General features: G+C 69.2%; 20 protein-coding genes. 10 read left to right on the top strand and 10 right to left on the bottom strand.

Going from position 1 to position 25089, the window contains the following annotated elements:
* Window positions 1–31: 31 nt before the first annotated feature.
* The 5 genes from B0293_RS11275 to B0293_RS11255 all read left to right on the top strand — a co-directional run bounded on the left by B0293_RS11275 (window position 32) and on the right by B0293_RS11255 (window position 4607).
* Window positions 32–901 carry an alpha/beta fold hydrolase gene (locus B0293_RS11275; protein WP_005153612.1) on the top strand — a complete coding sequence of 290 codons (870 nt, stop codon included), beginning with the start codon at window positions 32–34 and terminating at the stop codon, window positions 899–901.
* Window positions 902–1084: 183 nt separating this feature from the next.
* Window positions 1085–1582, top strand: a complete 498-nt coding sequence (locus tag B0293_RS11270; protein ID WP_005153611.1) for a hypothetical protein — start codon at window positions 1085–1087, stop codon at window positions 1580–1582.
* 144 nt (window positions 1583–1726) lie between these two features.
* On the top strand, window positions 1727–2416 hold the full coding sequence (locus B0293_RS11265; RefSeq protein ID WP_005153610.1) for a sigma-70 family RNA polymerase sigma factor: 690 nt from the start codon (window positions 1727–1729) through the stop codon (window positions 2414–2416).
* Between the two features lie 95 nt (window positions 2417–2511).
* Window positions 2512–3282 (top strand): SH3 domain-containing protein, encoded by a 771-nt coding sequence (locus tag B0293_RS11260; protein ID WP_039916316.1) that lies wholly within the window; start codon window positions 2512–2514, stop codon window positions 3280–3282.
* A 146-nt stretch (window positions 3283–3428) separates the two neighbouring features.
* Window positions 3429–4607 (top strand): PucR family transcriptional regulator, encoded by a 1179-nt coding sequence (locus tag B0293_RS11255; RefSeq protein WP_039916314.1) that lies wholly within the window; start codon window positions 3429–3431, stop codon window positions 4605–4607.
* On the opposite strand, the gene B0293_RS11250 is transcribed toward B0293_RS11255, so the two are convergent.
* A complete protein-coding gene (locus tag B0293_RS11250) occupies window positions 4604–4987 on the bottom strand; it encodes a hypothetical protein (protein ID WP_005153605.1) in 384 nt (127 codons plus the stop codon). The two genes, B0293_RS11255 and B0293_RS11250, sit on opposite strands and share 4 nt — an antisense overlap.
* A 237-nt stretch (window positions 4988–5224) precedes the next feature.
* Here B0293_RS11250 and B0293_RS11245 point away from each other — a divergent pair, with 237 nt between their 5' ends.
* Entirely contained in the window at window positions 5225–6259 is a 1035-nt protein-coding gene (locus B0293_RS11245; RefSeq protein ID WP_052014340.1) for a DUF3068 domain-containing protein, read from the top strand.
* Window positions 6260–6267: 8 nt separating this feature from the next.
* Here the strand turns inward: B0293_RS11245 and B0293_RS11240 are convergent, their stop codons facing one another.
* Entirely contained in the window at window positions 6268–6963 is a 696-nt protein-coding gene (locus B0293_RS11240) for a class I SAM-dependent methyltransferase (protein WP_005153601.1), read from the bottom strand.
* 163 nt (window positions 6964–7126) lie between these two features.
* On the opposite strand from B0293_RS11240, the gene B0293_RS11235 reads away from it, so the two are divergent.
* Window positions 7127–8269, top strand: coding sequence for a glycosyltransferase family 4 protein (locus tag B0293_RS11235; RefSeq protein ID WP_005153599.1), 1143 nt, complete (start codon window positions 7127–7129; stop codon window positions 8267–8269).
* Between the two features lie 123 nt (window positions 8270–8392).
* Here the strand turns inward: B0293_RS11235 and B0293_RS11230 are convergent, their stop codons facing one another.
* Genes B0293_RS11230 through B0293_RS11220 form a run of 3 tightly spaced genes read right to left on the bottom strand, consistent with a single transcriptional unit; the run spans window position 8393 to window position 11333 of the window.
* The gene (locus tag B0293_RS11230; RefSeq protein WP_005153597.1) at window positions 8393–9454 is read right to left on the bottom strand and encodes a hypothetical protein; all 1062 of its coding nucleotides are present in this window, start codon (window positions 9452–9454) and stop codon (window positions 8393–8395) included.
* 4 nt (window positions 9455–9458) lie between these two features.
* Window positions 9459–9638: a hypothetical protein gene (locus B0293_RS11225; protein WP_005153593.1), complete on the bottom strand. Its 180-nt coding sequence runs from the start codon at window positions 9636–9638 to the stop codon at window positions 9459–9461.
* Window positions 9639–9641: 3 nt separating this feature from the next.
* Window positions 9642–11333, bottom strand: a complete 1692-nt coding sequence (locus tag B0293_RS11220) for a hypothetical protein (protein ID WP_005153590.1) — start codon at window positions 11331–11333, stop codon at window positions 9642–9644.
* 69 nt (window positions 11334–11402) lie between these two features.
* On the opposite strand from B0293_RS11220, the gene B0293_RS11215 reads away from it, so the two are divergent.
* Window positions 11403–12614: a lipopolysaccharide biosynthesis protein gene (locus tag B0293_RS11215; RefSeq protein ID WP_005153578.1), complete on the top strand. Its 1212-nt coding sequence runs from the start codon at window positions 11403–11405 to the stop codon at window positions 12612–12614.
* A gap of 114 nt (window positions 12615–12728) precedes the next feature.
* Window positions 12729–13664, top strand: a complete 936-nt coding sequence (locus tag B0293_RS11210; RefSeq protein WP_245191878.1) for a hypothetical protein — start codon at window positions 12729–12731, stop codon at window positions 13662–13664.
* Here B0293_RS11210 and B0293_RS11205 read toward each other — a convergent pair.
* Complete coding sequence (locus tag B0293_RS11205) at window positions 13632–17570, bottom strand: alpha-(1->3)-arabinofuranosyltransferase (RefSeq protein WP_005153573.1); 3939 nt, start codon at window positions 17568–17570, stop codon at window positions 13632–13634. The two genes, B0293_RS11210 and B0293_RS11205, sit on opposite strands and share 33 nt — an antisense overlap.
* A gap of 39 nt (window positions 17571–17609) precedes the next feature.
* Here B0293_RS11205 and B0293_RS11200 point away from each other — a divergent pair, with 39 nt between their 5' ends.
* A complete protein-coding gene (locus B0293_RS11200) occupies window positions 17610–18314 on the top strand; it encodes a class I SAM-dependent methyltransferase (RefSeq protein WP_005153572.1) in 705 nt (234 codons plus the stop codon).
* Here B0293_RS11200 and B0293_RS11195 read toward each other — a convergent pair.
* The 4 genes from B0293_RS11195 to B0293_RS11180 form a co-directional block, all read right to left on the bottom strand.
* Window positions 18308–20053, bottom strand: coding sequence for a hypothetical protein (locus B0293_RS11195; RefSeq protein ID WP_005153567.1), 1746 nt, complete (start codon window positions 20051–20053; stop codon window positions 18308–18310). The genes B0293_RS11200 and B0293_RS11195 overlap by 7 nt on opposite strands.
* A gap of 8 nt (window positions 20054–20061) precedes the next feature.
* Window positions 20062–21645: a substrate-binding and VWA domain-containing protein gene (locus B0293_RS11190; RefSeq protein ID WP_005153566.1), complete on the bottom strand. Its 1584-nt coding sequence runs from the start codon at window positions 21643–21645 to the stop codon at window positions 20062–20064.
* Between the two features lie 102 nt (window positions 21646–21747).
* Complete coding sequence (locus B0293_RS11185; RefSeq protein WP_005153564.1) at window positions 21748–23865, bottom strand: putative bifunctional diguanylate cyclase/phosphodiesterase; 2118 nt, start codon at window positions 23863–23865, stop codon at window positions 21748–21750.
* A 105-nt stretch (window positions 23866–23970) separates the two neighbouring features.
* Window positions 23971–25020: an alpha/beta hydrolase gene (locus B0293_RS11180; protein ID WP_005153561.1), complete on the bottom strand. Its 1050-nt coding sequence runs from the start codon at window positions 25018–25020 to the stop codon at window positions 23971–23973.
* Between the last annotated feature and the right edge of the window lie 69 nt (window positions 25021–25089).

The raw sequence follows: 25089 nt of genomic DNA, 5'->3' as shown, positions 1-25089 counted from the left end.
CGATCACCAGGAACGACCAGGAAAGGTACTCATGCGTATCACCGGATTCGACTACCAGCGCGTGCCCGTGGCCGACGGCGTGGCACTCAACGTCGCCGTCGCCGGGACAGGCAGCCCGATCGTGCTGCTGCACGGCTTCCCCGAGACCCATCTCATGTGGCGGCACGTCGCGGCGGATCTGGCGGCGGACCACACCGTTCTCTGCCCTGACCTGCGGGGGTACGGCGAGAGCGACAAGCCGGCCGACACCGGCGAGACCTACTCGAAGCGCTCGATGGCGGCCGACGTCGTCGCCGTCGCGAAGGCCTTCGGCCACGACCGGTTCGCCCTCGCCGGGCACGACCGGGGCGCGCTGGTGGCGCTGCGGGCCGGGCTCGACCACGCGGACAAGGTGAGCCACCTCGCGATCCTCGACGTGCTGCCGACGCTGGACATGTGGGAGGTCATGCACGGCACCAGCGCCGCGGTCGGCTTCCACCTCTACCTGATGGCGCAGCCGCCCGGACTGCCCGAGCAACTGATCGCCGGAGCGCCCGACGCGTTCTTCGGGCACTTCCTCGACGCGTGGACCCAGCGCGGCGACGCGATCCCCGCCGACGTCCGGGCCGCATACCTGGAGGCCTCGCGGAACGCGGTGACCTCGATCGTCGCCGACTACCGCGCGTCGGCCGGCATCGACGTCGAGCACGACAAGGCGGACCGTGAAGCGGGCAACCGGCTCGCCATGCCGCTCACCGTGCTCCAGCAGGACTGGGGCGCCGCGCTCGGCTACGACGCCGACGCGCTCTGGCGGGCGTGGGCGACGGATCTGGACCACCGGACCGTCACGTCGGGCCACTTCATGGCCGAGGAATCGCCGGCGGAGGTGGTGAAGGCCCTGCGGGACCTGCTGACGCACTAGGGGCTGAAGGGGCCCTTCGCCTCATGTGACGCGGCGAAAGGGCCCTTCGTAGCGTCGTATGAGGGGAAAGTCCCCTTCAGCCTCCCTAAGAACTGAGCCGAACGGCGCAATCCGACAAGCGTTCATGTTTAGCCCGTGTCCTGCGGGGTATCGGTTCTCCGCACGACAAACGAGGGGCCAGAAATGCAAACCACCGCCAGACGCGCGCACACCATCGCCCGCGATCTCCTTTCACTCACCAGAGCGGGCGAAGCCGACCGGCTCGCCACCGCGCTGGTGTCCATCGCGTCGTCCCGACGGCAGGGACCGGCGCTCGGCGACGTCGTCGGCCGCCTGGTCGACACCTTCTCCTTGGCTGCCAAGGATCGCCGTCGTTCACTGCGGATCCGTGAACCGTTCACGCTGCGCCTGCGGGACCCCGCGGGCCTGACGGTCCGTCCCGACAAGCTCGATCCGGGGGTGGCCGCGATCGTCCGCGCCATCGCCGCCAGTGTCCGCGACGACCGGGACACCTGCGACGACCAGATCGGCGAGGCCTGCGAGAACGCCGATCTGGACCAGCGGATCCGGGTTCTGGCACACTGCCTCGTCTGGACGTCGGATTTGCTCAGCACCGACACCACCGCCTATCCCCCGGTGCTGTCCTGCCTCAAGGGCTCGCTGCCCCATCGTCCACAGTAGACATTGCGCGGTTCGGATGACTTCCCGCCGTACGTGTGGACATCCCTTGACCGGCGGGGCAAGGTGGAATACCGCGCACGAAGTCCGAGCCCCCGATGACGGGCGCACCTTGGCGGCCAGTTCCCCCGACCCAGGAGCGCAGACTTGGACGAGGTAGCGCCTTCGACGGTACCCGCTGACTCCCGTGCCGACGCCACGGCGAGACACCTGCCCAACCCGGACAGCAGACTCGTCCGGGCGGCCGTCGCGGGTGATCCGAACGCGATCCGGACCCTTGCCGGTTTTCTTTCACCGCATGTATTCCGTTACTGCGCCGTCCGGCTCGGGAGTGCCGGAACGGGCGCTTGCGACGCCCAGGACTGCGCACAGGAAGTGCTGCAAGCGGTCTTGATCGCCTTGCCGCGCTACCGGTACCGCCCGGACCGGTTCCTCGCGTTCGTCCTCGGGATCGCGGGCCAGAAGGTGGCCGACCTCCACCGGCGCCGTGCCCGCGAACCGGTCGCCTCGGTCCCCGAGGTGGGCGACGGCCTGTCGCCTTGGGCCCGCCGCGATCCGGACGAGCTCGAACGGCTGGAGCACCGGATGCAGGCCGGGGTCCTGCTGGCCCGGTTGCCGATGCCACACCGGCAGGTGCTCGCCCTCCGGTACGTGTTCGGCCTCACGGCCGAGGAGACGGCCGAACGGCTCGGCCTGTCGAGCGTCGCGGCGGTCCGCTCGACCCAGTTCCGGGCGCTGGCGCGGCTGCGGGTCCTGCTCACCGAGCGGAACGCCCGTTACGCGAACGATGTCCAGATCATCGGACATACCGCCGAACCGGAGCTCGTCCCGGTATAGAACCGTCCACTTCGGACGATCGATTTCTTGTACGGCGCTTGTACGAGAGTCCTTCATGCTGTCCCCCTACTTGGGGAAACCACTGGAGGACAGCAATGAAGATCCGATCCAGGATCGCCAGAGGCGCCGTGGGCACGATCGCGCTGGCCGGGGCGATCATGCTCGGCGGCGCGGGCGAGGCACTGGCGGCGTCGGGCACGGTGAACACCGACTCCGGGGTGGCGGTGACCGTACGGTCGAGCCCGAGCACCGGCGCGAGCTCGGTCGGCACGGTCGCGAGCGGCACCGCCGTCACGATCGACTGCCAGACGAACGGCTCGACGGTGACCGGGAAGTACGGCACCACCGACATCTGGGACTACGTGCCGTCGAAGGGCGGCTACATCAGCGACGCCTACGTCTACACCGGCTCGGACGGCCGGGTCGCCCCGGACTGCGCCGGCAGCACCCTCTCCTGCTCCACCGCCGGCACCGGCAACCCGAGGACCTGCGCTCAAGCGGTCGCATGGGCCAAGGCACACGTGCACACCAACAACGACCCCGACTACTACCGCTGGTGCGACCGGATCAACTCGTGGGCCTACGGCTGGACCGCGAGCGGCTCGGAGACGGCGTACGTCCACTGGACCCAGATCCCCGCTTCGTACAAGCACCCCGGTGACACCCAGGTCCCCGAGGGCGGGCTCGCCTTCTTCAGCAACGGCGGGACCGGGCACACGATGATCTCGATCGGCGGCGGCAAGTTCCTGTCGAACGACATCCACGGCAAGGGCAGCTTCACCGAGACCACGATCTCGGAGATCAAGAGCGCCTGGAACTACACCTATCTCGGCTGGTCGCAGCCCTGGTTCAAGATCAACCACTGATCTCGGGCCACCCAGGGCGCTGCCGGACGAAAGGGGTCCTCGTCCGGCAGCGCCCCTCCCGTTTGTCAACCACGCTCAGCACCCGAAAGCGCCCTTTCGTCGCATCGTGATAAAAAGCGGCCGGTCCGTCGGGTTAGAGTTGACGGATGGGCACCGACGCTCTCGCTACTCCCGCACCCCGGGAGCAGCGTGTGCTCATGCAGGCGATGCTCACCCGGCTGCCCGAGTTCAGCGACCGCCTCGCCCGGCTGCTCAGCGACGAGGACGAGTTCTATCACCAGGTGGACAGCACCGCGCCGGACGAGTTGCGCAAGGTCTGCCGGGCGAATCTCGAACGGGCGCTGACCGCGCTCGTCGAAGGGCGCGGGCTCCCGCTCGACGCGGCCCGCAAGACCGGGCTGGCGCAGGCCCGACAGGGCATCCCGCTGCCGTCCGTGCTCCGCGCGTTCCGGATCGGCGGGATCTTCGTCTACGAACGCCTGCTGGAACTGGCGGGCCCCGGGTTCATCAACCCGGCGCGCACGGTCGAGATCAACTCCAACGTATGGAAGACCATCGACCTCTACTCGGACGCGCTGACCACGGCGTACAGCGAGGTCGCCGCCGAACTCTCCCAAGAGAAGCTCGCCCTGCTGGACGGCCTGTTGCAGGGCCGGTTCGCCACCCAGGCGGAGCTCGAGAACGCCGCGAAGGAACTCGGCCTCCCGGCGGCGGGCACGTTCGTCGCCGTCGTGACCGAAGCCGTCGAGCCGGACGAACTCCCCGGTGTCGAGGCACTGCTGCGGGCGCGACGCTGGAAGTCGGTCTGGCGGCCGGGCGCCGAGGTCGGCCTGGTCGTGATCGACCGGGTCGAGGACGTCCGGCGGCTGCGCGACGTGCTGGGCACCCTGCCGCTGGCGGTGGGGATGAGCAGGCCGTTCAACGGGTTCCTCGAGGTATCGGACGCGGTCCACCGGGCCCGGATCGCCCGCCGTTCGCTGGCCACGGGCGCCGCCGGGGTCGCCGTCTTCGGCGACTCACCGGTCACCACGCTGGTCGCCAGCGCGCCGGAGATGTCGCGAGACGTCATGCGCTCGGTGCTCACCGGGCTCCTGGTGCTGCCCAAGGCCGAACGGCAGGTCCTGCTCGACACGCTGATCGCGTGGTTCGCCGGGCATGGCTCGGCGAAGGAGGCCGCGGACCGGCTGATCGTGCACCCGAACACGGTCCGGTACCGGCTGCGCCGCGTACAGGAACTGACCCGGCGCGACCTGTCCGACCCGGTCGACGTCGGGGAACTCTACGTCGCACTGGAAGCGGTCCGCCTGGCGGACGACCGGGCTTAATACCGCCGATCCGGCGCCATGTCGGCGTCGATGATCCTCGCGAGGTCCAGCAGCGTGTGCCCGAGACCGGGCCGCGCGGTGAGCCGCACCGCGAGCGTGCGGCCGCGCGCGGTCGTGGCGACCGGCAGGGTCACCTCGGGATTCGCGGACCTCGTCCACTGTGGACGGCGTCCGGCCGCGGACAGGACGATGTCGGGATGCGGCGACCGCCGTCCGGGCCGCCACCGTGATCTCCTGGCGTCGAGGTCGCGAATCACGTTGCCGTGCAACGAAAGCAACGCGGCGACGTCCGCGACCGCGTCCCGGAGTTCGACGTCGGTGATGGAGTCCGAGTAGGCGCCGATGTCGAGCGCGCGGGGATCGTTCGCATCCTGCGGCACAGAGTTCCTTTCCACGCACCGGAAGTCGTCCGATAGTGGGCCCGCTCACGTTGTTCCCGGGAACAAACATGTTTGGCGGCCTGCGCCGAATGGCGGCTCCGGTACGGCCTTCCGGTGGCACGGCCTGCCTGTGACCGTCGGTCACACCTTTGACGCTGACCGGCCCGCGGGCCAGTATCCAGCGACTGATTACCGATGGGTAATGAGGCTGTTTCCGTGGTTTCACCAGGAGGACCGTTGCGACGAGCGTTGAGCCTGATCTTCTTGGCCCTAGGGGTGTTCGCCATCGCCGGCGCGGTGTTGCTGCCGACCTACGTGAAGCCGGAACTCGCCAAAGTGCCACTGAACCAGGAATCGACCTCGGTTCTCGAAGGCACCGCGGCCAAGGTGCTCGCGGTGAAGAAGGACGGCGACAAGACCGTCACCGAGATCCGTGACAACGCCAAGCTGAAGGCGACCGCCCACGTGGTGGCGAACTTCGCGCCGCCGGAGATGCAGGAGGGCACGGACGTCGCCGTCTGGCTGATGGCCGTGTCGGTCGTCGACACCAAGGACGACCTCGTGGTCAGCGCGAGCAAGCGCCAGGTCTGCTTCGACCGCCGCACCGCGGAGGGCTACGTGCCGCCGGGCGGCGACCAGGAGTCGAAGTGCTCGGACAAGAGCAGCTTCGTCACCAAGCTCGAAGAGAAGGCCGAGAAGGAGAACGAGAAACCCGACGAGGTCCAGGAGTACAAGCCGCAGCCCGGCTTGAACTTCAAGTTCCCCTTCGACACCGAGCAGAAGGACTACCAGGTCTACGACGACAACACCGGTCGCGCGGTCCAGGCCCGGTTCAAGGGTGTCGAGGAGATCAAGGGCGTCGAGGTCTACAAGTTCGTCCAGGAGATCCCCGCCACGAAGATCGCGATGAAGAAGGTGCCCGGTTCGCTCATCGGCGCCACCGGGGACTCGGTCGAGGCGGGCCAGTTCTACGAGGGCACCATCACCAGCTGGATCGAGCCGGTGACCGGGATCCAGGTCAAGCAGGAACAGCAGTCGCACCAGGAACTCCGGTCGGCCGCGAACCCCACGCCCACGGTGGTCTTCGACGGCAAGCTGGCGTTCACCGACGCGACCGTCGACGCGATGGTCAAACAGGTCGACGAGAACAAGGGCAAGCTCGACTTCATCGGCCGCACCGGGCCGATCGTGCTCGGGATCGGCGGCGCGGTCTTCCTCGCGCTCGGCGTCTTCCTGCTGGTGAAGCGCCGCACCGCCCCCTCCCGGCACTAGCACTGACATCAGCGCTTGCGCAGCACCATCACCAGGTTCCACGACGCCACTTCCCGGACGCCGGGGACACGCACGATCCACTGGGCCCAGGAAGGGTGGTAGCGCGGGTAGACGTCCCGGAGATCGGCGAGCGGCGTGGCCTTCCCCCACCGGATGGCCGCGCCCGCCGAAAAGGCGAAAAGGCTCTCGCCGAATTTGTTCTTCGGCTCTTTTCCGTTCTTTTCGAGATAACGCCGCCGGGCGTAGGAACCACCGAGGAAATGCCACGGCGCCGTCTCGTGACCACCCCACGGTGAATACCACGGGGTGAACGAGGCGAAAATCGTACCGCCGGGTTTGGTCACCCGGCACATCTCGGCCAGCATGACCTCGGGTTCGGAAACGTGTTCGAGGACGTTCGACGAATAGCAGACGTCCACCGATCCGGTGCGCACCGGCAGTTTCGTGCCACTGCCGCGAACCATGTTCTCCCCCGCCTCGCCACGCGCCGTCAATTCCCCGACGTCGGGGTCTATGCCCAGGTAGGCGGCACCCGCGGCACGGAAGGCGTCGGAGAAATAGCCGGGCCCGCCGCCGACGTCGACGATGGTTCGGCCGTTCAACGGAGTGTGCTGCGCCAACTGCCGGACCGAGTCCTCGGCGAGCACCGAATAGAAACCGTCAGGATCCGTCTGCTCGGTGAGAAAAGCCTTGAACAACGTCACCGATCGGCGCAAGCCTGCGCGATGAGGGATCGTTTCAGGGGCCACCGACCGATTACCGACCATCGAACCATCGCTTTCCGGGAATGATTCCTCTACCGTGTACGCACCGGTAACCTAGCATTGTCGCTAACAGGTTGGGAGAACCACGATGGAACGGCCACGTGTGCTGCTCGTCAACTGGCGCGACACCGGGCATCCGGAGGGCGGCGGCTCCGAGCGGTACGTCGAGCGGATGGCCGAAGGACTCGCCAAGGCCGGTTACCGGGTCGAGATCCAGTGCGCGGCCTATCCGGGCGCGAACGCCGGGGAATGGCGCGACGGCGTCCGCTATCGCCGCCGCGGCAACAAGTTCGGCGTCTACCTCCACGCGCTCCGGGCGATCCGCAAGGCACACGCCGACCTCGTGGTCGACGTGCAGAACGGGATGCCGTTCTTCGCCAGGCTGGTGGCGGGCTGCCCGGTCCTCGTGCTGGTGCACCACGTCCACAAGGAACAGTGGATCAGCGCGCTCGGCGAGACACTGGGCCGGATCGGCTGGTGGATCGAGTCCCGGCTGGCGCCGTGGCTGTTCCGGCACTGCCGCTACGTCACGGTTTCCGAGATCACCAAGGGCGAACTCGCCGGGCTCGGCATCGAAGGATCACGGATCACCGTGGTACCGAACGGTTTGGACACTCCCCCGCGCGGAAAGGCCGTCCGCGAGACCGAGCCGACGCTGGTCGCGGTCAGCAGGCTGGTGCCGCACAAGCGGATCGAGCACGCGATCGACGTCGTCGCGGAACTGACGCGGCGCTGGCCGACGCTGCGGCTGGAAATCGTCGGTCAGGGCCCGTGGGAGGAGGTCCTGCGCGAACACGCCCGCGCCCGCGGCGTCGAGGACCGGGTGCGGCTGCACGGCTGGGTCGACGAGGCCGGGAAACACGAGATCCTGGAACGGTCCTGGCTGCACCTGTGCCCGTCGGTCAAAGAGGGCTGGGGAATCGTCATCATGGAAGCCGCCGCGCACGGTGTGCCGTCGGTGGCCTACCGGGCGGCGGGCGGCGTGGCGGAATCCATTGTGGAGGGCAAGACCGGGCTGCTCGCCGACGACTTCGCCGATTTCACCGCGCAGGTGGACGGTCTGCTCGCCGACCGGACGCGCCGGAGCGAGATGGGCCGCGCCGGCGTCACCTGGGCTGGCCTGTTCGACTGGGAGCACAGCGTGAACCGCTTCGAATCACTCGTGCGCGACGTGGCCGGGGTGGCCATCCCCCATCCCAGGGTGCTGACGCCTGTTGGCGAAGCTGAGGTTTGTCCGGCAAGGTGACCGTACGCGTGAACCCGCCCGGCCGAAGGCCCCGCTATCGCGGTGGCAGGGCGCCTTCACCACATGCGCGACCTGAGAGACCAGCTCGCGCCCTGCCGACGTCGATCGCGGACGCGGGTTCACCTACAAACACTGACGCCTGAGGGCTTCGACGAGCCCGTCGGCCAGCCCGGCCGCCGCGGTGGCGTCGAAGTCCTTGCGGCGTGCGCGCACGGTGATGGTGCTCGTCTCCCCGACGGTCGCCGCGCCGAACGCCACGCCTGAGCGGCCGCTGGCGGCGGGATAGAACGCGATCGAGGTGACCGCGTCCGCCGCCGAAACGACGCCGAGATTGGAAACCAGGTAGGTCGAACCGAGCCTGCCCGCCAGCAGCCGCGTACCCAGCCGGGCGATCCTGCTGCTGCGAGCGGGGAAATCGGGTTCCGGCGGCCGCGTGGCCAGCAGCGCGCCGACTTCGGCGACGGCGGGATTCCGGCCGAGCCGCAGGCGGAAGAACGCGCTGTCGTGCTCGGGTTCCGGAGCCGCGCCGCCTCGCCAGGAAGCACCCACCGCGGCGACGACCCGGGCGGTTTTCTTGCCGCGCCGGGCATTCCATGTCTCGGTCAGCCGGGCGGCCGCCGCCGCGAAAGCCGACGACCCGAGCCGTGAACGAGGGAGGATCCTGGCGCTGAACACGTCCCCTGAGCCAGTTTCGGCCCGTTCCGGGGTGATCCTCGCCGGTGGCGCGAAAAGCGCTTCAGCGAGCCTGTGGAATGCCGAGACGAGAAAGGACCGATCCGCCGTACGCGCGCCGATTCCTTTGGCGGCGGACGAAATCGGGATGTCGAGGGCGAGTCCCAGGACGGCGAGCAGGCCGAGACCGTCGAGCGCGCCGTGGTGCGCGGCGATCAGCACGACGGGTTCGCCGGTGCCGACGGCGACCCGGAGCAGCGGCGCGCCGCGTTCGTACGCCGCCTCGGCGAAACGATCGCGGGTCGCCGCCAGTTCTTTCCCGGGAACGGCTTCGACGTCGGGAGCGGCCCCGAGCCACGGCCGTTCCTCGACCGCGACCGCCAGCCGCATCCGCGCCTTTTCCGGTGTCAGGACCGAAGAAAGCCTCGCCTCCAGGAGGATGCTCCAGGAAACGGTGGGGTCGCCGTAGAGCCCGACGACCCGGCTCGCGTGGTCGGAAGCGAGCTGGGACACCGGCTCAGCGGTTGCCGTAAATGACGTCGTCGGGGCCAGAGTTCGGGTTGAACTGCTCCTTGATCTTCGCCTGCACCTGGGGCGCGGCGTCCGGATCGGCGGAGTTCGTCAGCGCGTAACTCCCCCCTGCGGCCGTTGCGAGCCCGATGATGACGGCGGCGGCCGCGCCGATGAGGGTGCCCAAGACCTACTCCTTCCGCGACAGGGAATTCCTGCGTCGGCTCAATGTACGCACCGGTAACTTAAGGCACAACAGTGCGGCGGCGATCGACACCAGCGCTACTCCGTTTGCCAGCAGCACGGGGATCGGTGATCGCGTTCCGCTCATGACGGGTGCACCGGGAGTGCGGTAAAGGGTGAGCCAGTCACCGGACCACACCGGTACCGCGCCGGTCAGCAACCGCGGGTCGACCCGGCCCGGCGTCCCGTGTTCGACCAGGATCCAGCCGATTCCCGCCGCCGAAAGGTCTTCGGGCGACTTCGCGGCGCGGACACGGTCCATTCTGGAATCCTCACCGGCGATCACCTCGCCGCCGACCCGCAACGTGTCGTCGACGAGGACGGTCGCGGGCAACGCCCTCGGTGCCGGGTCGAGCTGGGTGCGGTGGTCGTTCCAGGCGAATCTGCGGAACGTGGACAGCGGCAGCGCGACGACGTCGCCGGGCCGGTCGTCCTCCGCGAGCACCCGGTGGACGGCGTTCCAGTCGTCCGGGTAGCGCACCGCTTCGAGCTTTCCCCAGCCGCCCCAGGCGAGGTCGGGCATGGTGAGCAAGGGAAAGAGCGCGGCGGCCACGACGAGCGCCCCGCGCGCGGCCCCGGCCCGCAGCCGCGCGACGGCCGCCTCGACCGCGAGCGCGAACCCGAGCGCGACGGGAAGTGCCCACCAGGCCACCCATTTCTGCGCGTCCCGCAGCAACCCCGCGCCGGGAACGTGTCCCATCGCCCAGGACAGCGCGGGCTCCCCGAACGGCAACGTCGCCAGTGCGGCGAGCACGACGCCGAGAACTCCCAGCACCAGCAACGCTCTCGCCGGCGGCGCGCCCCACCTTCTCGCGAGGGAGCGGAGTCCGGCCAGTGCCACGGCGATCGTGACGAGGATCAGCACCGGCGCCATCGGCGCGCCCCGGCTGCCGGGGACGACGTCACCGTTCCAGATGCCCCCGAGTCCGAGCACGCTCAGGATCGCCGGGCCCCAGCTTTCCGCGCGGGCGCTGAACGCGGCCACTCCGGCGGGATCGGACAGCGTGCCGCCGTCGTGCAGGAGTGTCGGCACGAGCCACGGGAGGTTCAGCACGACGGCGATACCGACGGTATGGCCGAGTTTCCGGGGTCCGGCCAGGACGATCGCGGTGAGCGCGGCCAGGACGCCGCCGGGCGGGGTGAGCACCGCCGGAGCGCAGGCGAGCACCAGCCGCGCGAGCGCCCTGGGTTCGCTCTCGCGCAGGGAAAGCGCGGCGCGCACGATCCACGGCAGGCAGGCGTAGGTGAGCAAGAGCGGCCAATGCCCGATGAACAACCGTTCCGCGAAATAGGCCGTCCACGCGTACCCGGTGGCGGCGACGATCCGCGTGCCGAGTTGCTCCGTCGGAACCAGCCGCGCTGCGCCGTACGCCGCCGCGAACAGCGAGACGAACAAGACGATTTTCTGGACGATGTCGCCGGGGACCACCGCGGTCGCGAGCGCGATCACGGCATCGGCGGGAACCGAACGCGGCAGCGCGGAACCGAGGCCGAGCGCGTCCGGGACAAGGGACTGACGCTGGGCGAACACCATGTCGTAGCTCAGGACGAAACCACGTCCGAGCACCGGGACGAACACCAGCAACGCCAGTCCCGCCGACACCGCGGCCAGGACGAGACGTTCACGCCGTGCGTCCAAGTGCCCTTCCCTTTCCGCCTCGATCGCGGTTATGGTCGCGGAGATTACCCGCCGGTAATGGGAGCACCGTTGAGCGTAGACGTCGAGGTCGAGCAGACCAGGACCGACAAGCGTGTCGCGGCGATCCTCGTTTCGCTCGCGCTGGCGGCCAACAACGCCGGCGCCTACGCGCTGAGCATCGTCGCCGCCCGGCTGCTCGCGCCGGGCGCGTTCGGTGAACTGAGTTCGCTGCTGGCGGTGCTGGTGATCGGTGTCGTGCCCGCGATGGGCCTGCAGACCGTGGTCGCGCTGCGGGTGGCACGGCTGCGTTCAGCAAAAGAGTCGCGGGACGACGGGACGCTCTTCGCGCTCGGGCTCACGACGAGCGCCATCGTCGCGACCATCGGCCTGATCCTGGCGCCGGTGCTGGTCTTCGTGCTGCATCTCGGCTCCGTGGTCCCCGCGCTGCTGCTCGCCGTCACGCTCGGCCCGTTGACCCTGCTCGGCCTCTTCCACGGCCTGCTGCAAGGCGGCGGCCGTTTCGCGCTGCTCGCCGGGCTCATGTCGCTCGAAGGCGTGGGCAAGGTCGGCGGATCGCTGATCGGGCTCCTGATCGGCGGCGACGCCACCGGCGCGCTGGCCGGGACCGCGATCGGCTCGTACCTGGTGATCTTCTGCGGCTGGCTCCTCTGTGGACGGCCGCGGCCGCGGAAAGCGGGCCGGCACGCGGGCGAGGTCCTGCACGCGGCACAGGCGATGCTGGCGCTCGTCCTGCTGGTGAACCTCGACCTGGTCCTGGCCCGCCACACCCTCCCCGCGAACGAGGCGGGCGAATACGCGCTCGGCGCGATCGTCACGAAAATCGCCTACTGGCTCCCCCAAGCCGTCGGTGTCCTGGTGCTCCCCCGCTTCGCGAACGGCGACGACCGGCGCCGGATCCTGCCCGCCGCCCTCGCCTTCTGCGCCACCCTGGACGCCCTCGTCCTCCTCGTCTCTCTCGTCTTCGGGCCACGGCTGCTCTCCTTCATCGGCGGCCCCGGCTATGCCGCCAGCACCATGCCCGTCTGGCCGTTCGCGCTCGCCGGCTCGATGCTCGCGCTGGTGCAGATCCTGCTGTTCTCGCGCCTCGCCGCGGGCGACCGGCGAGTGACCGTGCTGATGTGGGCGACCGTCGTCGTCGAAACGGTGCTGGTGACCACTTGGCTGCACTCTTCGGCCGTCCAGGTGGTGACCGTGGCCGCTTGCTGTGCCGGTGCTCTCGCCCTCTCCGGCGCTTTGCTGGAGCTTCGGTCGCGCCGGTGACCGTGTGGATTTTGTTGCGTCCAACGCTCCAAAATCCACACGGTCCTCCACGAAAGGTCCGGTCACGAAGCCGGACCGTCGCGTTCTGTCGGTGATCGGCTCCATGCTGTTCCGGTGCGTAGAGGAGACTGGGCGCGCCACCCACTGATCACCACCGGTTCGCCGGTGATCTCGGCGAAGCAACTCGAAACCCTCGGCATGGCACGCAGCACGATCTCGCGACGCTGCGGACCCGGCGGGACGTGGCGGATACTGCTGCCCGGCGTCGTGCTGCTCGAGAACGGTGAACCGACCGACGAACACAAAATCGAAGCGGGACTCCTGCATGCCGGTGAAGGCTCGATCCTGACCGGCGTGCGAGCCTTGGCGCGATACGGGCTGCGCAACCTTCCTGGCACAGAGGAAGTCCACGTTCTGGTCCCCGCGGAACGCTCGGTGGCCGACTGCGCCTTCGTCCACATCGAACGGTCACGCCGCCTGCCGAAACCCCGGGAGAGGGTCGGTGTCCCGACCGCTCCGGTCCCCCGTGCGGTAATCGACGCATGCCGGAGAACACCGGACTTGGACATGGTCACGGCGATGATGGCCGAGGCAGTCCAACGAGGTTTCTGCCTACCGCAGGCACTCGCCGACGAACTCGACGAGGCTCGCCGGGGAAGCAGCTTGCGAGACGCGCTCCTCCCGATCCTGGGTGGCGCCCGTTCGGTCGCCGAAGCCGACGCCTGGAACCTGTGGCAACGGTCCGATCTTCCCGAGTGCCGTTGGAACGTCAGGATCTTCGACGCGAACGGCACCTTCATCGCAAAACCGGACGGCTGGTGCGACGAACTCGCCTTCGCCTGGGAAATCGATTCCCTCGGCTACCACGCGGGAGACGTCGGCTTTCGCGACACACTCGCCCGCAACGCGCGCTATGCCGCGGCCGGGATCGTCGTCCTCCAGACGCTGCCGTCACGCTTGCGCTCGGAGCCCGGCAAGGTCGTGGCCGAACTCCGAGCGGCGTTGGACAGCGCGCGGCTACGTCCTCGGCCCGACGTCCGGCTCAGGTGACCGCCCCGCGAACCAAGGCACACACATCGCCACCATCGCAGCGGCGGCCAGCAGCAGCGAAGCCTGCGTCACCGGACCATAAGCCCACTCCTGACCGTGCCCCAGCAGCCGCCCCACCACCGCGACGAGCGTCCCCACCACCATCCCGCCGAAAGCGAGATATCGCGGCGCGCGTTCGCTGAACTGGCGGGCCAGCAGGACGGCGATCAGCAGCACGATCGGCAGCATCCCGCCCAGCACGGCCAGCAGTCCGATGAGGACGACGGGGACCACGGCACCGGAGCCCGCCTCGACGGACAACCGCCGTCGGCGCACCGGCCACAGCACGCCGATCAGCACCGCCAGGATCGCGACGGCGCCGATCAGCAGACCTGACCGGTACTTCCAGTCCGGGGTGAACTCCAGCTGGACGGCACCGCCGGAACCGGCGGGCAGGATCCACGCCTGCTGCCAGCCGTCGACGCGCGTCTTCACCAGCGGAGTCCCGTTCAGCGAAGCGGTCCAACCCGCATTGGCGTTCTCCGGGACGGCGAGGATGGCCTCGTCCCCACCCCCGACGGTGACCGATCGGGACGTCGCCTCCCAGGAGTCCACGGTGACGGCACGGTGCGCGGCAGGCGAAGCGGAACGCCCGACGGGTTTGAGCCACAGGTCCTGGACCACGAAGGACTCGGACCGGTCGGTGCGCAGTTCGTGTCCACCCGCCGCCAGATCGACGCCGCCCTGGGAATCGGGGCACGCGGACAACGTCAGCGGCCGGTGCGCGGTGAAATCGGCGAGGGTGCCGCGCACGGACGTGTCGTAGGCGAGGCCCTCCAGACGGACGCTCGGACCCGATCCGCAGGGCAGCGTGAATTCCGTGGCGGGAGTGGGAAGTTCGGCGCCGGTCAGGGACAGGCTCCCGATCCCCAGCGAGTTCCGGGTCCGCTGGTCGTCGTCGAGGCCGGCGAACGCGATCTTCAGCTGCGTCGTCTCCAAAGGCGCGAACGTCGCCGCGCCGGAAGCGTCGAGTTCGACGGAGCGGTTCGACGTCGGTGTGGTCAGTTCCAACCGCGTGGGCGCGCGCGGATCCGTGGCGACGCGGATCCCGGAGATCGTCTGCGGTTTCTCCCAGTCCAGGGTCATCGTCGGCCGCAGGTCGGTGACGTCGGGCTGCCAGGCCGTCGCGGGATTCCCGTCCACCGCGGAGAACGCGCTCGCCGCCGGATCCCCGCCCAGTTGCGAAGTCGCCGACACCCGCACACCGGGCAGGGTCACCGGGACGCGGCCGCCTCCGGCGGGCAGGACCGTTCCGCCGAACTCGTAGGCGCTCTGCGACGTCGTCGAGAACAGCCGCCGGATCCCGTCCGGTTCTTCACCGTCACGCGCGGCGGAAGCGTCGCACCGGACGTGCCCGGCGTCCGGCACACACGCGTACCTCGGCTGCTGGCCCCGCGTGAACGCGAATCCCGGCGCCGCACCGGCCGACAGGTCGGCGGGGACTTCGAGAGCACGCTGCGGTTCGGCGCCCGGGATCTTCAGCTCCGAGATGCCGACGTTCCCGTCCTGCCTGCCGACCACGAGCGACAGCAACGTGATCCGCACCTTGCGGGTCACCCCCGCCGGTGCCGGGTAGGTGTGCGCCCCTTCGCCGCGGACGACCTGGTGGTCGACGGAACCGTTGTCCGTGGTGATCCGGATCCGGGTCGGCGGCCAGCCGACGCGGATGTCGTCGACCATCGCGAGATCGACCGTGTTCACCAGCCGCGGGGTGTCCAGTTCGACTTCGAGCCATTCCCCGATCGGACCGGTGAAACTCGAGGAATGCCAAGCGGTGCGCGGATCGCCGTCCAGCGCGGCGAACGGCTGGTGACTCGGATCCGAACCGCCGAAAGCGTCCGCGAAGGACGCCGCCGTCGACGCGGTCACCGAACGGATCCCCCGGTACGCGGCCACGGTCTGGTGCTGCTCGCCCGGGAACGGCAGGACGTCCAGCGCGGCTCGCTGCTGTCTCGGCGACTCCCCGGCGGTCAGCGTCTGGCTCAGGTTGTCCCGCACCCCGCCGACGTTGCGTTCCGCGCGGCGCAACCCGTCGGTGACCAGCCTCGGCCCGGTCGGCGAACCGCCGTCCCCGGTCAGCACCGTCGGCGTGCCCGGGTCGAGCTGCCCGGAATTCATCAGCGGCAGCAGGTTCTCCGGGCCGCCACTCACCGTCGGGACGTCCTTCGCGGACGTCGCGGTGACCAGCGGGACCGGCCGTTTCACCTCGAAGATCTCCAAAGGCCCGAACTGGGCCGATTTCTCGATTCCCGGCGACCCCGCCAGCCCGGCGCGCACCGTCGTGAAATCGGGGGCGCCGACCTTTGCGCGGTCGATGTCCCCGCGCAGCACCAGGAACCGGTAGCCCGAGCGCGCGAGAAGGGCGGCGAGCCCGGGATCACCTCGGCCGTCGGCCAGGGCCGCGTCGATCGAGTCCATCAGGCGGGTGTTGCCCTCCGAGCCCAACGGCACCTGGTTACGCACGGCCCACGGACTGTCCGCGATGGCCTGCGCCGGTTCGTCCACCGTGCGGCCCCAGTCGTATTCGCCGAACCCGGTCGCGGGCAGCAGCAGCGTCCGCGCCGTCGCGTCGGTCTTGGCGACGTACCCCATCGCGTCGTACCAGTATCCGGGTACCTCGTCCCAGCCCGGCCCCGGCCGCAACGTCAGCAGCCACACCGGCGCGGCCATCGCCACGACCAGCAGCGCGCCCAGCGCGGGCCGCAGATTCCTTCTGACCGCGGGCGCGGCGCTCGTGATGCCGTGCACGAACGCGAGCATCAAGGGCAGCCGCAGCACCGGCTCGAACTTGTGAACGTTCCGCAGCGGTGCGAGCGGGCCGTCGAGCAGATGCCGCACGGGTTCCGCCAGCGGGCTGTCGAGCGTCCCGACATAGCCGACGGTCAGCAGCGTCAACCCGGTCAGGACGCCGAGCACCAGGAACCGCCGCTCCGGCAGGCCACGGCGCGCGAGGCCGAACAGCCCGACCGCGGCCACCAGCCCGGTCGCCGCCATCAGCACGGGATTGTCGATCAGCGCCCAGCCCGACGGCCACCACGGCGTGCCCTGGACGACGTAGGCGACCCACTGGTTCGTGCCGCGCAGCACCTCGAACAGCGACATCGGCGCCGTGGTGTTCGTCGCGGATTCGATGTAGTCCAGGAACGGCAGGCTGTACTGGCCGAGCAGCACCAGCGGCAGGATCCACCACAGCATCACGCCCGCGACGAACACGAACCACCAGATGACGAGTTCGACGTGCGTGCTCCGCCATTTCCGGGTCAGCAGCCACAACCCGGGCAGCACGAGCGCCATCACGACCATCGCGCCGTTGATCCCGCCCATGCACAGCACGGCCAGCGCGGACAGCCCGGCGGCACGACGTGGCGAGCCGATCCGGTCGGCGAGGATCAGCGGAAGCAGCACCCACGGCAGCAGGACGGCGGGCAGCATTTCCGAGGACAGCGAACCGATTTCGGTGACCATCCTCGGCGCGAGGGCGTAACCCACTGCTCCGATCAGCCGAGTCCGTTCGTTCCCCATTTCGAGCGCGCGGGCCACCAGCAGTGCGCCGCCGAACGCGACCGAGAGCAGGACCGCGCACCACAGTCGCTGCGCGATCCACACCGGAATCCCGACCGCCTGGCACACCGCGAAGAACGGCCCCATCGGGAACAGGTAGCCGTACGCCTGGTTCTGCAGCTCCCCCGCCGTCGCCTGGGGATTCCACAGGTGTAGGGCCCTGCCGAGGAACGCGAGCGGATCCACGGCGAGGTCGAGTTTGGTGTCGAAGGTCGTCCGGCCGGGACGCTGCAAAAAGGACAGCACCGTCAGCGCCAGCACGATCCACGTGCTCGGCTTCTTCGCGAGGGCGCCGGGGGTTACCATCCGGTAGATACTAGGCGGAAACGTGGCTACTATGCGCCTATGACAGACGGTTTCGAAGAAGCGTGGTCGCTCGCCGAACCCGTCAAGGGCTGGATGACGCGGGATCAGGGCCTCGCCCTGTGGAACGCGGCGTGCCGTCTGGACAAGGGCGACCTGATCGTCGAAATCGGCAGCCACCAGGGCCGTTCGACGATCGTGCTCGCCAGTGCCGCCCGCACGGTCGGCGCGCGGGTGGTCGCGGTCGACCCGTTCGTCGACGGACGACTGTTCGGCGGATCGCCGACACGCCAACGGTTCGAGGCGAACCTGAGGGCGGCGGGCGTCGAAGACGTCGTGGAACTCGTAGCCGAGTACAGCACAAAACTCCGGCCGCGCTGGGATCGCCCGATTCAGTTGCTCTACATCGACGGCAAACACGACTACTGGACCTACACCGACGACCTGCGCTGGTCCACGAACCTGGACGACGGTAAGGAAATCCTGGTCCACGACTGCTTTTCCTCGATCGGTGTCACCCTGGGCACGATCGCGAAGGTCCTTTTCGGACGGCGCTACACCTATCTCGACCGCGCGACGTCGATGGCCCGGTTCCGGCTCACTTCGCCGTCGGCCAGGGACAGGCTGCGCGTGCTCGCTCAGCTGCCGTGGTTCCTGCGCAACGTCGGGATCAAGATCCTGCTGCGGCTGCGGTTGGCGCCCGTGGCGAAGATCTTCGGCCACGACAGCCCGTACGACCCTTACTGAGTCAGCGGCCTGCCGATGTCGACCTTCGCGACGCAGACGGGAGCGCCCTTGGCGGACAACTGGAATCCGATCTTGTCGAACAGGCCCTCGATCGGCAGGTAAATCGTGTGCAGTCCGGGCTGGAACCACACCGGCACCCGCGCCCCGTCACGATCCACGACGCCTTCGCCGCCGTCCGAGGTGAAGTAGTCGATCCGAAGCAGGTGCCTGCCGAGAACGGGCGTGTCCAACGGAACCCGGACCAGCTGCTCGCCGACGGCGTACCCGCACCCTGCCACAGGGCCGGGCACGCCGCGGGAAATCGATTCCACGCCGGCGATCGTCCTCGCGGTGCCCGCATCGTCCAAAAGGGACATCCGGCCGGTCGGCTGGTCGAAGCGGAAGCCCGGGATCAGACCCACCACCCGGGAGACACGGGCGTTCTCGCCGAACCAGCCGTGCAGGATGTCGTTCGGCACCGTCGTGTCGTACAGCACGAGATCGGGGTCCCGTTCGATCGAGGCGCGCGCGTTGGCGAGGAAATCCCGTGAGTGCTCGAACCGCAGTCCCGGTGCCAGCCGGGAGAAGCCCACGGCGGAACTCGCGATCAGGGCAAGGCTCAGCACCAGGGCGAGCGGGCGTTTCGCCGGGGACGGCACGGGATCGGAAGGCCGGTCGAACGGCTTGGGTTCCAGGAAGGCGAAAGCGAGGCATAGCGCGGCGACGAGCGTCAGATCGGCGACGTAGCGGGGATCGCCGCCCAGTTCGGGACCGACCTCGGTGAGCCGGGTGGCCGCCGAGAGCCCGACGTCCGCCGCGAACACCAGGGCCAGCAGCACCCACGCCTTCCGAGCCCGGAGCCCGCCCACGCGGACACCGGCGATCAGCACCGCGACGGCCGCGAGCAGCAGCAGAATCCTTACCACGGCAGGGGATGCGGCGAACGTCGCGCCGGGCCCGGGCCCCGACCACGGCCCGCCCGCCAGCCCCGGCACCAAGGTGTCGCCGAGCATCCGGCCCGTCATGTCCGCGACCGTGCCGACCGTGACCGGACCGCCGCCTTGCCCGACCTGACTCGTGGTCAGGATCAGGAAAACGGCGGCATAGCCGGCGAGCACGGCGAGGAGAACGCCCATGAGCACGAGGTGGCGGCGCAGGGAAACTCCGAGCAGCACGGTGATCCCGGCGACCAGCAGCGGAATGAAGACCGCCTTCTCGTAGAAGGCGAAACCGAAGACGGTCCAGGCCACGGTGGCGATCGCCCAGCGTCCGCCGTCGGCGAGATACCGCACGTGCGCGTGCAGGGCGGCGGTGGCGGCCAGCAGCACGGGCGCCAGCTGAAGGGCGTACGCCCACCACAACGTCGGGACGAGCAGCAAGGTCGACGTCGTGAACATCGTGAACGGGACGAGAATCCCCCAGCGGCGCCCGAAACAGCGCACCAGCACCGCCCACAACAGCATCGAGGACACCGCCTGCATCAGCAGTACCGGCGCCATCAGTACGGCGAAGTTCAGCGGGGCCCACGCGGTCAGCAGGTCGGCGAGCAGGAATCCGCCCGGCGCGAGATGGCCATGGTAGTCCTGGAAGAAGTAGCCGAAGTCGAACGGCCCCGCCTTCGCGGCGTGGTAGGTGATGACGAAATCGTCTTGCGCGAGACTGCCGCGCAGCGCCGCCCAGGTGTGCAGGACGAACGGGATCACGCCGGCGACGATCGCGGCGATCGTGACCGGCGAAGGTCTCTTCCCCCGGACAACCACGGCTTGCCTCAATTCTTGCAGGTCGGCGGCTGGCACATGATCTTGCTCAGCGCCTGGTAGAAGACGTCCGAGATCTTCCGCGGATCGGGGGTGGTGAACGATTCCCCGCCGGTGGCGGCGGAAACCTGCCGGAGTTCGGACGCGTCGATGTCAGGTCCGATGCCTATCCCGATGACCGGCAACGGTTTCCGCGGATCCTGGAGTTCGCCCAGCTCCTGCAGCAGCCTCGGCAGCCCGATCGTGTCGCCGTCCTCGTTGCGTCCGTCGGTGAGGACGACGACCAGGTTGATCCGGCCGGGTTTCCAGTTCTGCCTGGCGTTCTGGTACGCGGCGAGGATCGAATCGTAGAGCCCGGTCGCCCCGCCGGCTTTCGGCCGCACCGCCTGCAGCTGCTCGACACCGCCCGAAGCGACCTGTTCGGCGATCGTCTTCATCGGCAGCAGGACCCGGTAGTCCTTGTCACCGTCCAATTTGGTCGAGAACAGCCACAAGCCCAGTTCGGTGGTGGGTTTGAACAGCCCGAGGCCCTGCGTCGCGGCCTGCAGGGTGAGTTCCATCCGGCTCTTCCCCGTGCCCGGCACGGCGGCGGCCATCGAACCGGAGACGTCGAGCAGCACCTGGACCCGGGCGCTCAGGTTCGTCCCCGCCCAGGCCTGCAAGGCGGCGTACCGGTCCGCCACGGGCGGGGGCCCCGGGGGATGCGGCGCCGGATCGGTCCGGCTGTCCCGCGCCCGCGGGACGGCGAAGTGACCGTTCGGCGCACGGAATCCCGCGTCGGCGAAGGTCGCGGCGGCCATCGGATCGAGCAGCAGCCGCAGAAAGCGTTCCGCCGCGCCCCTCGACGCCTCCGAAGCCTTGGGCAGCACGACGTACGGATAGTCGAACCCCTGGACCGGGACACCCGAGTACGCCGCCACGAGGTTCCGGGCGAGGACGGACTGTTCGGTCGCCGGGAAGGCGGCCGGGAACTGTCCGGGCGCCGGGTTCAGCTTCCGCATGACGGCGGTGAAGGCGGCGGCCGGGTCGGGCGCCTTCTCGGTCAGCTTCCGCAGGCCGAGCAGCGTCGAGACACCCAGCGGATCGCGCGCCGGGTCCGGCATCCCGACCGGGGCACCGTCGAGGATCGCTTGCCAGCCGGGGTTTTCCCCCGGCCAGCCGAACCGTCGTGCGGTCTCGTCGGGAAGTCCCAGCACCACCGGGGAATTCGCCACCGACTGACCGGATTCCGACAGGTTCCACGCACCGGCGTCCCTGGCCTGCGACAACATCGTGCTCGACTCGGGGACCCAGACGTCGGGCCCGCCGGAAGTGGTGGTCCCGAGCAGGTCGGCGGTTCTGGCTGACTCGCTCGAGGTGACGTTGACACTGAAGCATTCCTGTTGCGGCACGGTCGCCGCGAGCCGGGTGAGCACCGGGGCGACGTCGGGCGCGGCGGTGATCTCGACCGGCGTCAGCGCGTCACAACCGTTGCCCGACAACCGGGCGCGGAGGTAGTCGACACCCCACCAGGCACCGAGCGCGATCACCAGCAGCAGGCTCAAGACGACGACGGGCGCGGTGGAACGCCCACCACGCCTCGGGCCAACCTGCATGTGCATGCCTCCGAGGTGCGGTACGGGATCTGGGATGTTGCCCAATCCGCCCGCGCACGTCAACCCTCGGGTAACTTAGCGCGCCTCGCTACGGCGAACGGCCTAACCGAAGTAGCGACCGGCCCCGATGTGGGCACCGGCCGACCGCCACCAGCCGGCGTCGCCGGTCGAATCGATGCCGTCCGCGATCACCGTCGCGCCCGCGGCGTCCGCGGTCTCGATGAGGTTCCGCAGCGCGCGTGCCGCCAGGGGTTCCGTCCGCCGCTCCGCGAGCCGGGGCGCGATCCGGACCGTCCGCACGGGCACGTCCACGAGGCAGACGACGTCACCGGCCACGCCGAAGTCCTGCAGTTCGGCGTCCACCCCGATCTCGGCGAGGAGGTGCAGGTTGTCGACGGTCTCCCCGAGTTCGGCGAGCACGGCGCCGGCGGGGAAGCCCAGCCGCAGGCGCGACGGCCCGAGCCCGGTCGCGGTGAGCACGCGGCGCACCGACCCGACGAGATCGGGATCCGCGGCCTGATGCGGTGTCAGGCCGACGACCATCGGGAGTCTGTCGTCCGATTCCTCGCACGCCGTGCGGATGAGCCATTCGCCGAGCGGCACGATGAGGCCGGTTTCGTTGGCGAAGCGGACGCAGGTGTCGTGACCGATCCGGCCGTGGCGCGGGTGGTTCCACGCGAGCCGCGCTTCGATGCCCGCGGGCCTGCTGTCCTCGAGCCACGTCAGCGGCCGGAAGTGGACCTCGATCTCGCCGGTCTCCCAGGCACCCGCCATCGAGACGGCCAGGCCGAACTCGTGCCGCTCCCTGGTGTCGAGGGCGGAATCGGACAACGCCCACTGCCGGTAGCCATTGGACTGCGCCCGGCGCAGCGTCATGTCGGAGACGCGCAGCAGTTCGTTCGGCGCGATGTCGCGGGGCGGCCGGTGGACGACCCCGACGCAGGCCGAAACCGCGACCCCGCTGCCGCCTTCGAGGTAGACCGGTTCGGAGAGTTCCTGGTTGATCATGCCGATGACGGTGGCGACGTCCGGGCTGGCGGCGGTGTTCTGGATGAGGATGCCGAACTCGTCACCGCCTATCCTGGCGACGAGCGCGTCCTCGCCGCCCACGACGGCCCGCAGCTTCCCGGCGACGTTCTTCAGCAGGGCGTCGCTCTGTTTCTGCCCGAGACCGCCCGCGATCAGGGAAAATCCGTCGAGGTCCAGGTGGTAGACCGTGACGCCGAAGGCCGGGTCCGCGTGCCGCAGCGCCCGCTCCAGGCGAGTGCCGAAGAACTGCCGGTTCGGCAGGCCGGTCAGCGGATCGTGCAGGGCCTGACGGCTCAGCTGCCGCTGGAGCAGGGAGACGTCGGTGTCGCCGTCGACGAGCGTGATCAGCTGCTGGGCCTCACCCGCCGGATCGCGGATGACGGCGCCGGTGAACCCGGCCCACGTCGCCTCCTCGTCGTCGGCGGTGACGAGTCTTCGCGACAGCTCGAGCCGATGGGTCTCGCCTTCGAGCAGCTTCCGGGGGCCCTCGCGCAGGCCATCGGCGTCTTCGGAGTGGACCAGCTCGTAGAGGTTGAGCCCGATCAGGTCGGCGACGGGCCGGTTGAGCATCTCGGCGAACGCCGGGTTCACCCGCTGGACGCGGCCGTCCACCCTGGTGACGGCCACCCCGGTCTTCGAGCCGGTGAACAGCTGCTCGAAGCGCGCCTGCGTGAGCACCAGCTCGCGCCGCGTCTCGCGTTCGAGAGTGACCAGCGTGCGGCTCAAATCCTCTTGCTGCGTCTGGATGCTCTCGCGCAGGGCCTCGCCGTAGCCGGACGCGAGCGCGCCCAGCACCTGCAACACCCGTTCGGGGAGCGACTTCACGCTCCGCAACTCCGGTTCGTGCAAGAGACCCTTGCCGAGTACCTCCATCGTGCGACGCAGGCTGTCCGGCCCGACGCACCTGAGCGCGACGAGCCGCGCGCCGGCCTCGGTGGCCTGCGCGGGTTCGGCGTCGTCACTCAGCACCGCCGCGAAGACCTCGTCCAGCAGAGCGGAGAAATGCTCCTCGATCTGGGCATGGGTGTACGGAAGATACGCCGTACCGGTGACCAGGTACGCCCACTTGCGTGCGAGCGTTGCCCGGGTCGGTGCGGCGTTCTTCCGCTTCGGGGATGCGGAGGATGAAGTTCTCTTCGGGGCGTCCGGCGATACGGAGAACTCATCGCCGTCCGGAAGTGGGGCAGTCACGTCCGCCGGTCCTGGGGTCGTTTTCGTATTCCGCGGTGGAGAAACATCCTCCACGATTCTCTGGCCGCACTCACGGTTTACCGGTCACCCAATCGGGTGGTAACCCTACGGTACTGCAACACCGACCTTGTCCCTCAGCCAATCGCGTGTGGCGTCCCGGTACAGCGACGCGTTGCGGTGCAGCGCCAGCGAATGTCCGGCACCGGGCAGAACATACGTGGAAAGCTCGGCCTCGGGCGCGTAGTACGGCGCTTCCGCCGGACGCAGCGTCCCGCCGTTCGAACAGTCCCGGAGCGCGAACAAACCGCAGAACAGGATGTCTTTCTCCCCGACCGCCTGGAAAACCGGTACCCGGATCGCTTTCGTCGCGGGCAGGACGATCCCGAACACGGCGACGGTCCCCATTCCCGGGACCGAAACCTGATCCTTGGTCGCCTCGTCGGCGGCGATGACCTGCGGGTCGGAATTTTCCGTCGCGTAGAACAGCCCGGCGCGCGCCCCCGGTTTCGTCGTGAAATAGAGCGGATCACTGCCGAGCGAACCGAGCTGGTCATCCATGAACGCGGGCTGAAGACCGAAAAGCACGCCGAGGGTCAGTGCGGGCACCGACGGCAGATGCGTCATGCCGCTGAGGATCACGCCGTCCACGTCCTGGTACGTCGACGCCTCGGCCGCGACGATGCCCGAACCGACCGAATGCCCGACGATGACGACCTTGGAGAACGGGGTGCCGCCGACCCGGCCCGCGCGCAGGTGGCCGACCACCTCGTGCATCGAGCGCGCGAGCACCGGCAGCAGGAGCGGGAGGCTGAGCGGTTTACTGCTCCCGCCCGAGCCGAGCTGATCCGCCGCGAAGGTCGCGTAGCCGTGCTTGGCCATGTCGCGCTGGTACGAATAGCGATCCGGGTCGTAGGGCAGGTCCCAGTAGGCGCTGTTGTAGGTGCCGCCGTGCACCAGCAGCTGGACGGCGGCGGGTGCCGGGCCGTCGGGCAGGCAGAACCTGCCGTGCACCGTCGCCGGCGCGCCGAGCGGACCGGTGACCGGCAGATCCACGTCGGAACACCGGATCTCGACGGCCGCGGCCGGAGCGGCGACCAGGAAACCACCGAGGAGCGCGCAGCAGGCGGCCACCGCGGTGGCCAGTTTGAGCGGCATTCTCACAGAACCCTCTCCGGAATCGGAACGCTCGGAAGGAGCACGAACCCTACACCCGGTAACCGAACG

The sequence above is a fragment of the Amycolatopsis azurea DSM 43854 genome (assembly GCF_001995215.1).
In the GTDB taxonomy this organism is placed as follows: Bacteria; Actinomycetota; Actinomycetes; order Mycobacteriales; family Pseudonocardiaceae; genus Amycolatopsis; species Amycolatopsis azurea.
This window is presented reverse-complemented; position numbering and strand designations above follow the sequence as displayed.

Bases quoted from the DNA above. Each gene is read 5' to 3' on its own strand.
- B0293_RS11275 (WP_005153612.1), top strand. From the start codon at position 32: ATGCGTATCACCGGATTCGACTACCAGCGCGTGCCCGTGGCCGACGGC.
- B0293_RS11270 (WP_005153611.1), top strand. From the start codon at position 1,085: ATGCAAACCACCGCCAGACGCGCGCACACCATCGCCCGCGATCTCCTT.
- B0293_RS11260 (WP_039916316.1), top strand. From the start codon at position 2,512: ATGAAGATCCGATCCAGGATCGCCAGAGGCGCCGTGGGCACGATCGCG.
- B0293_RS11255 (WP_039916314.1), top strand. From the start codon at position 3,429: ATGGGCACCGACGCTCTCGCTACTCCCGCACCCCGGGAGCAGCGTGTG.
- B0293_RS11205 (WP_005153573.1), bottom strand. From the start codon at position 17,570: ATGGTAACCCCCGGCGCCCTCGCGAAGAAGCCGAGCACGTGGATCGTG.
- B0293_RS11200 (WP_005153572.1), top strand. From the start codon at position 17,610: ATGACAGACGGTTTCGAAGAAGCGTGGTCGCTCGCCGAACCCGTCAAG.
- B0293_RS11190 (WP_005153566.1), bottom strand. From the start codon at position 21,645: ATGCAGGTTGGCCCGAGGCGTGGTGGGCGTTCCACCGCGCCCGTCGTC.
- B0293_RS11180 (WP_005153561.1), bottom strand. From the start codon at position 25,020: ATGCCGCTCAAACTGGCCACCGCGGTGGCCGCCTGCTGCGCGCTCCTC.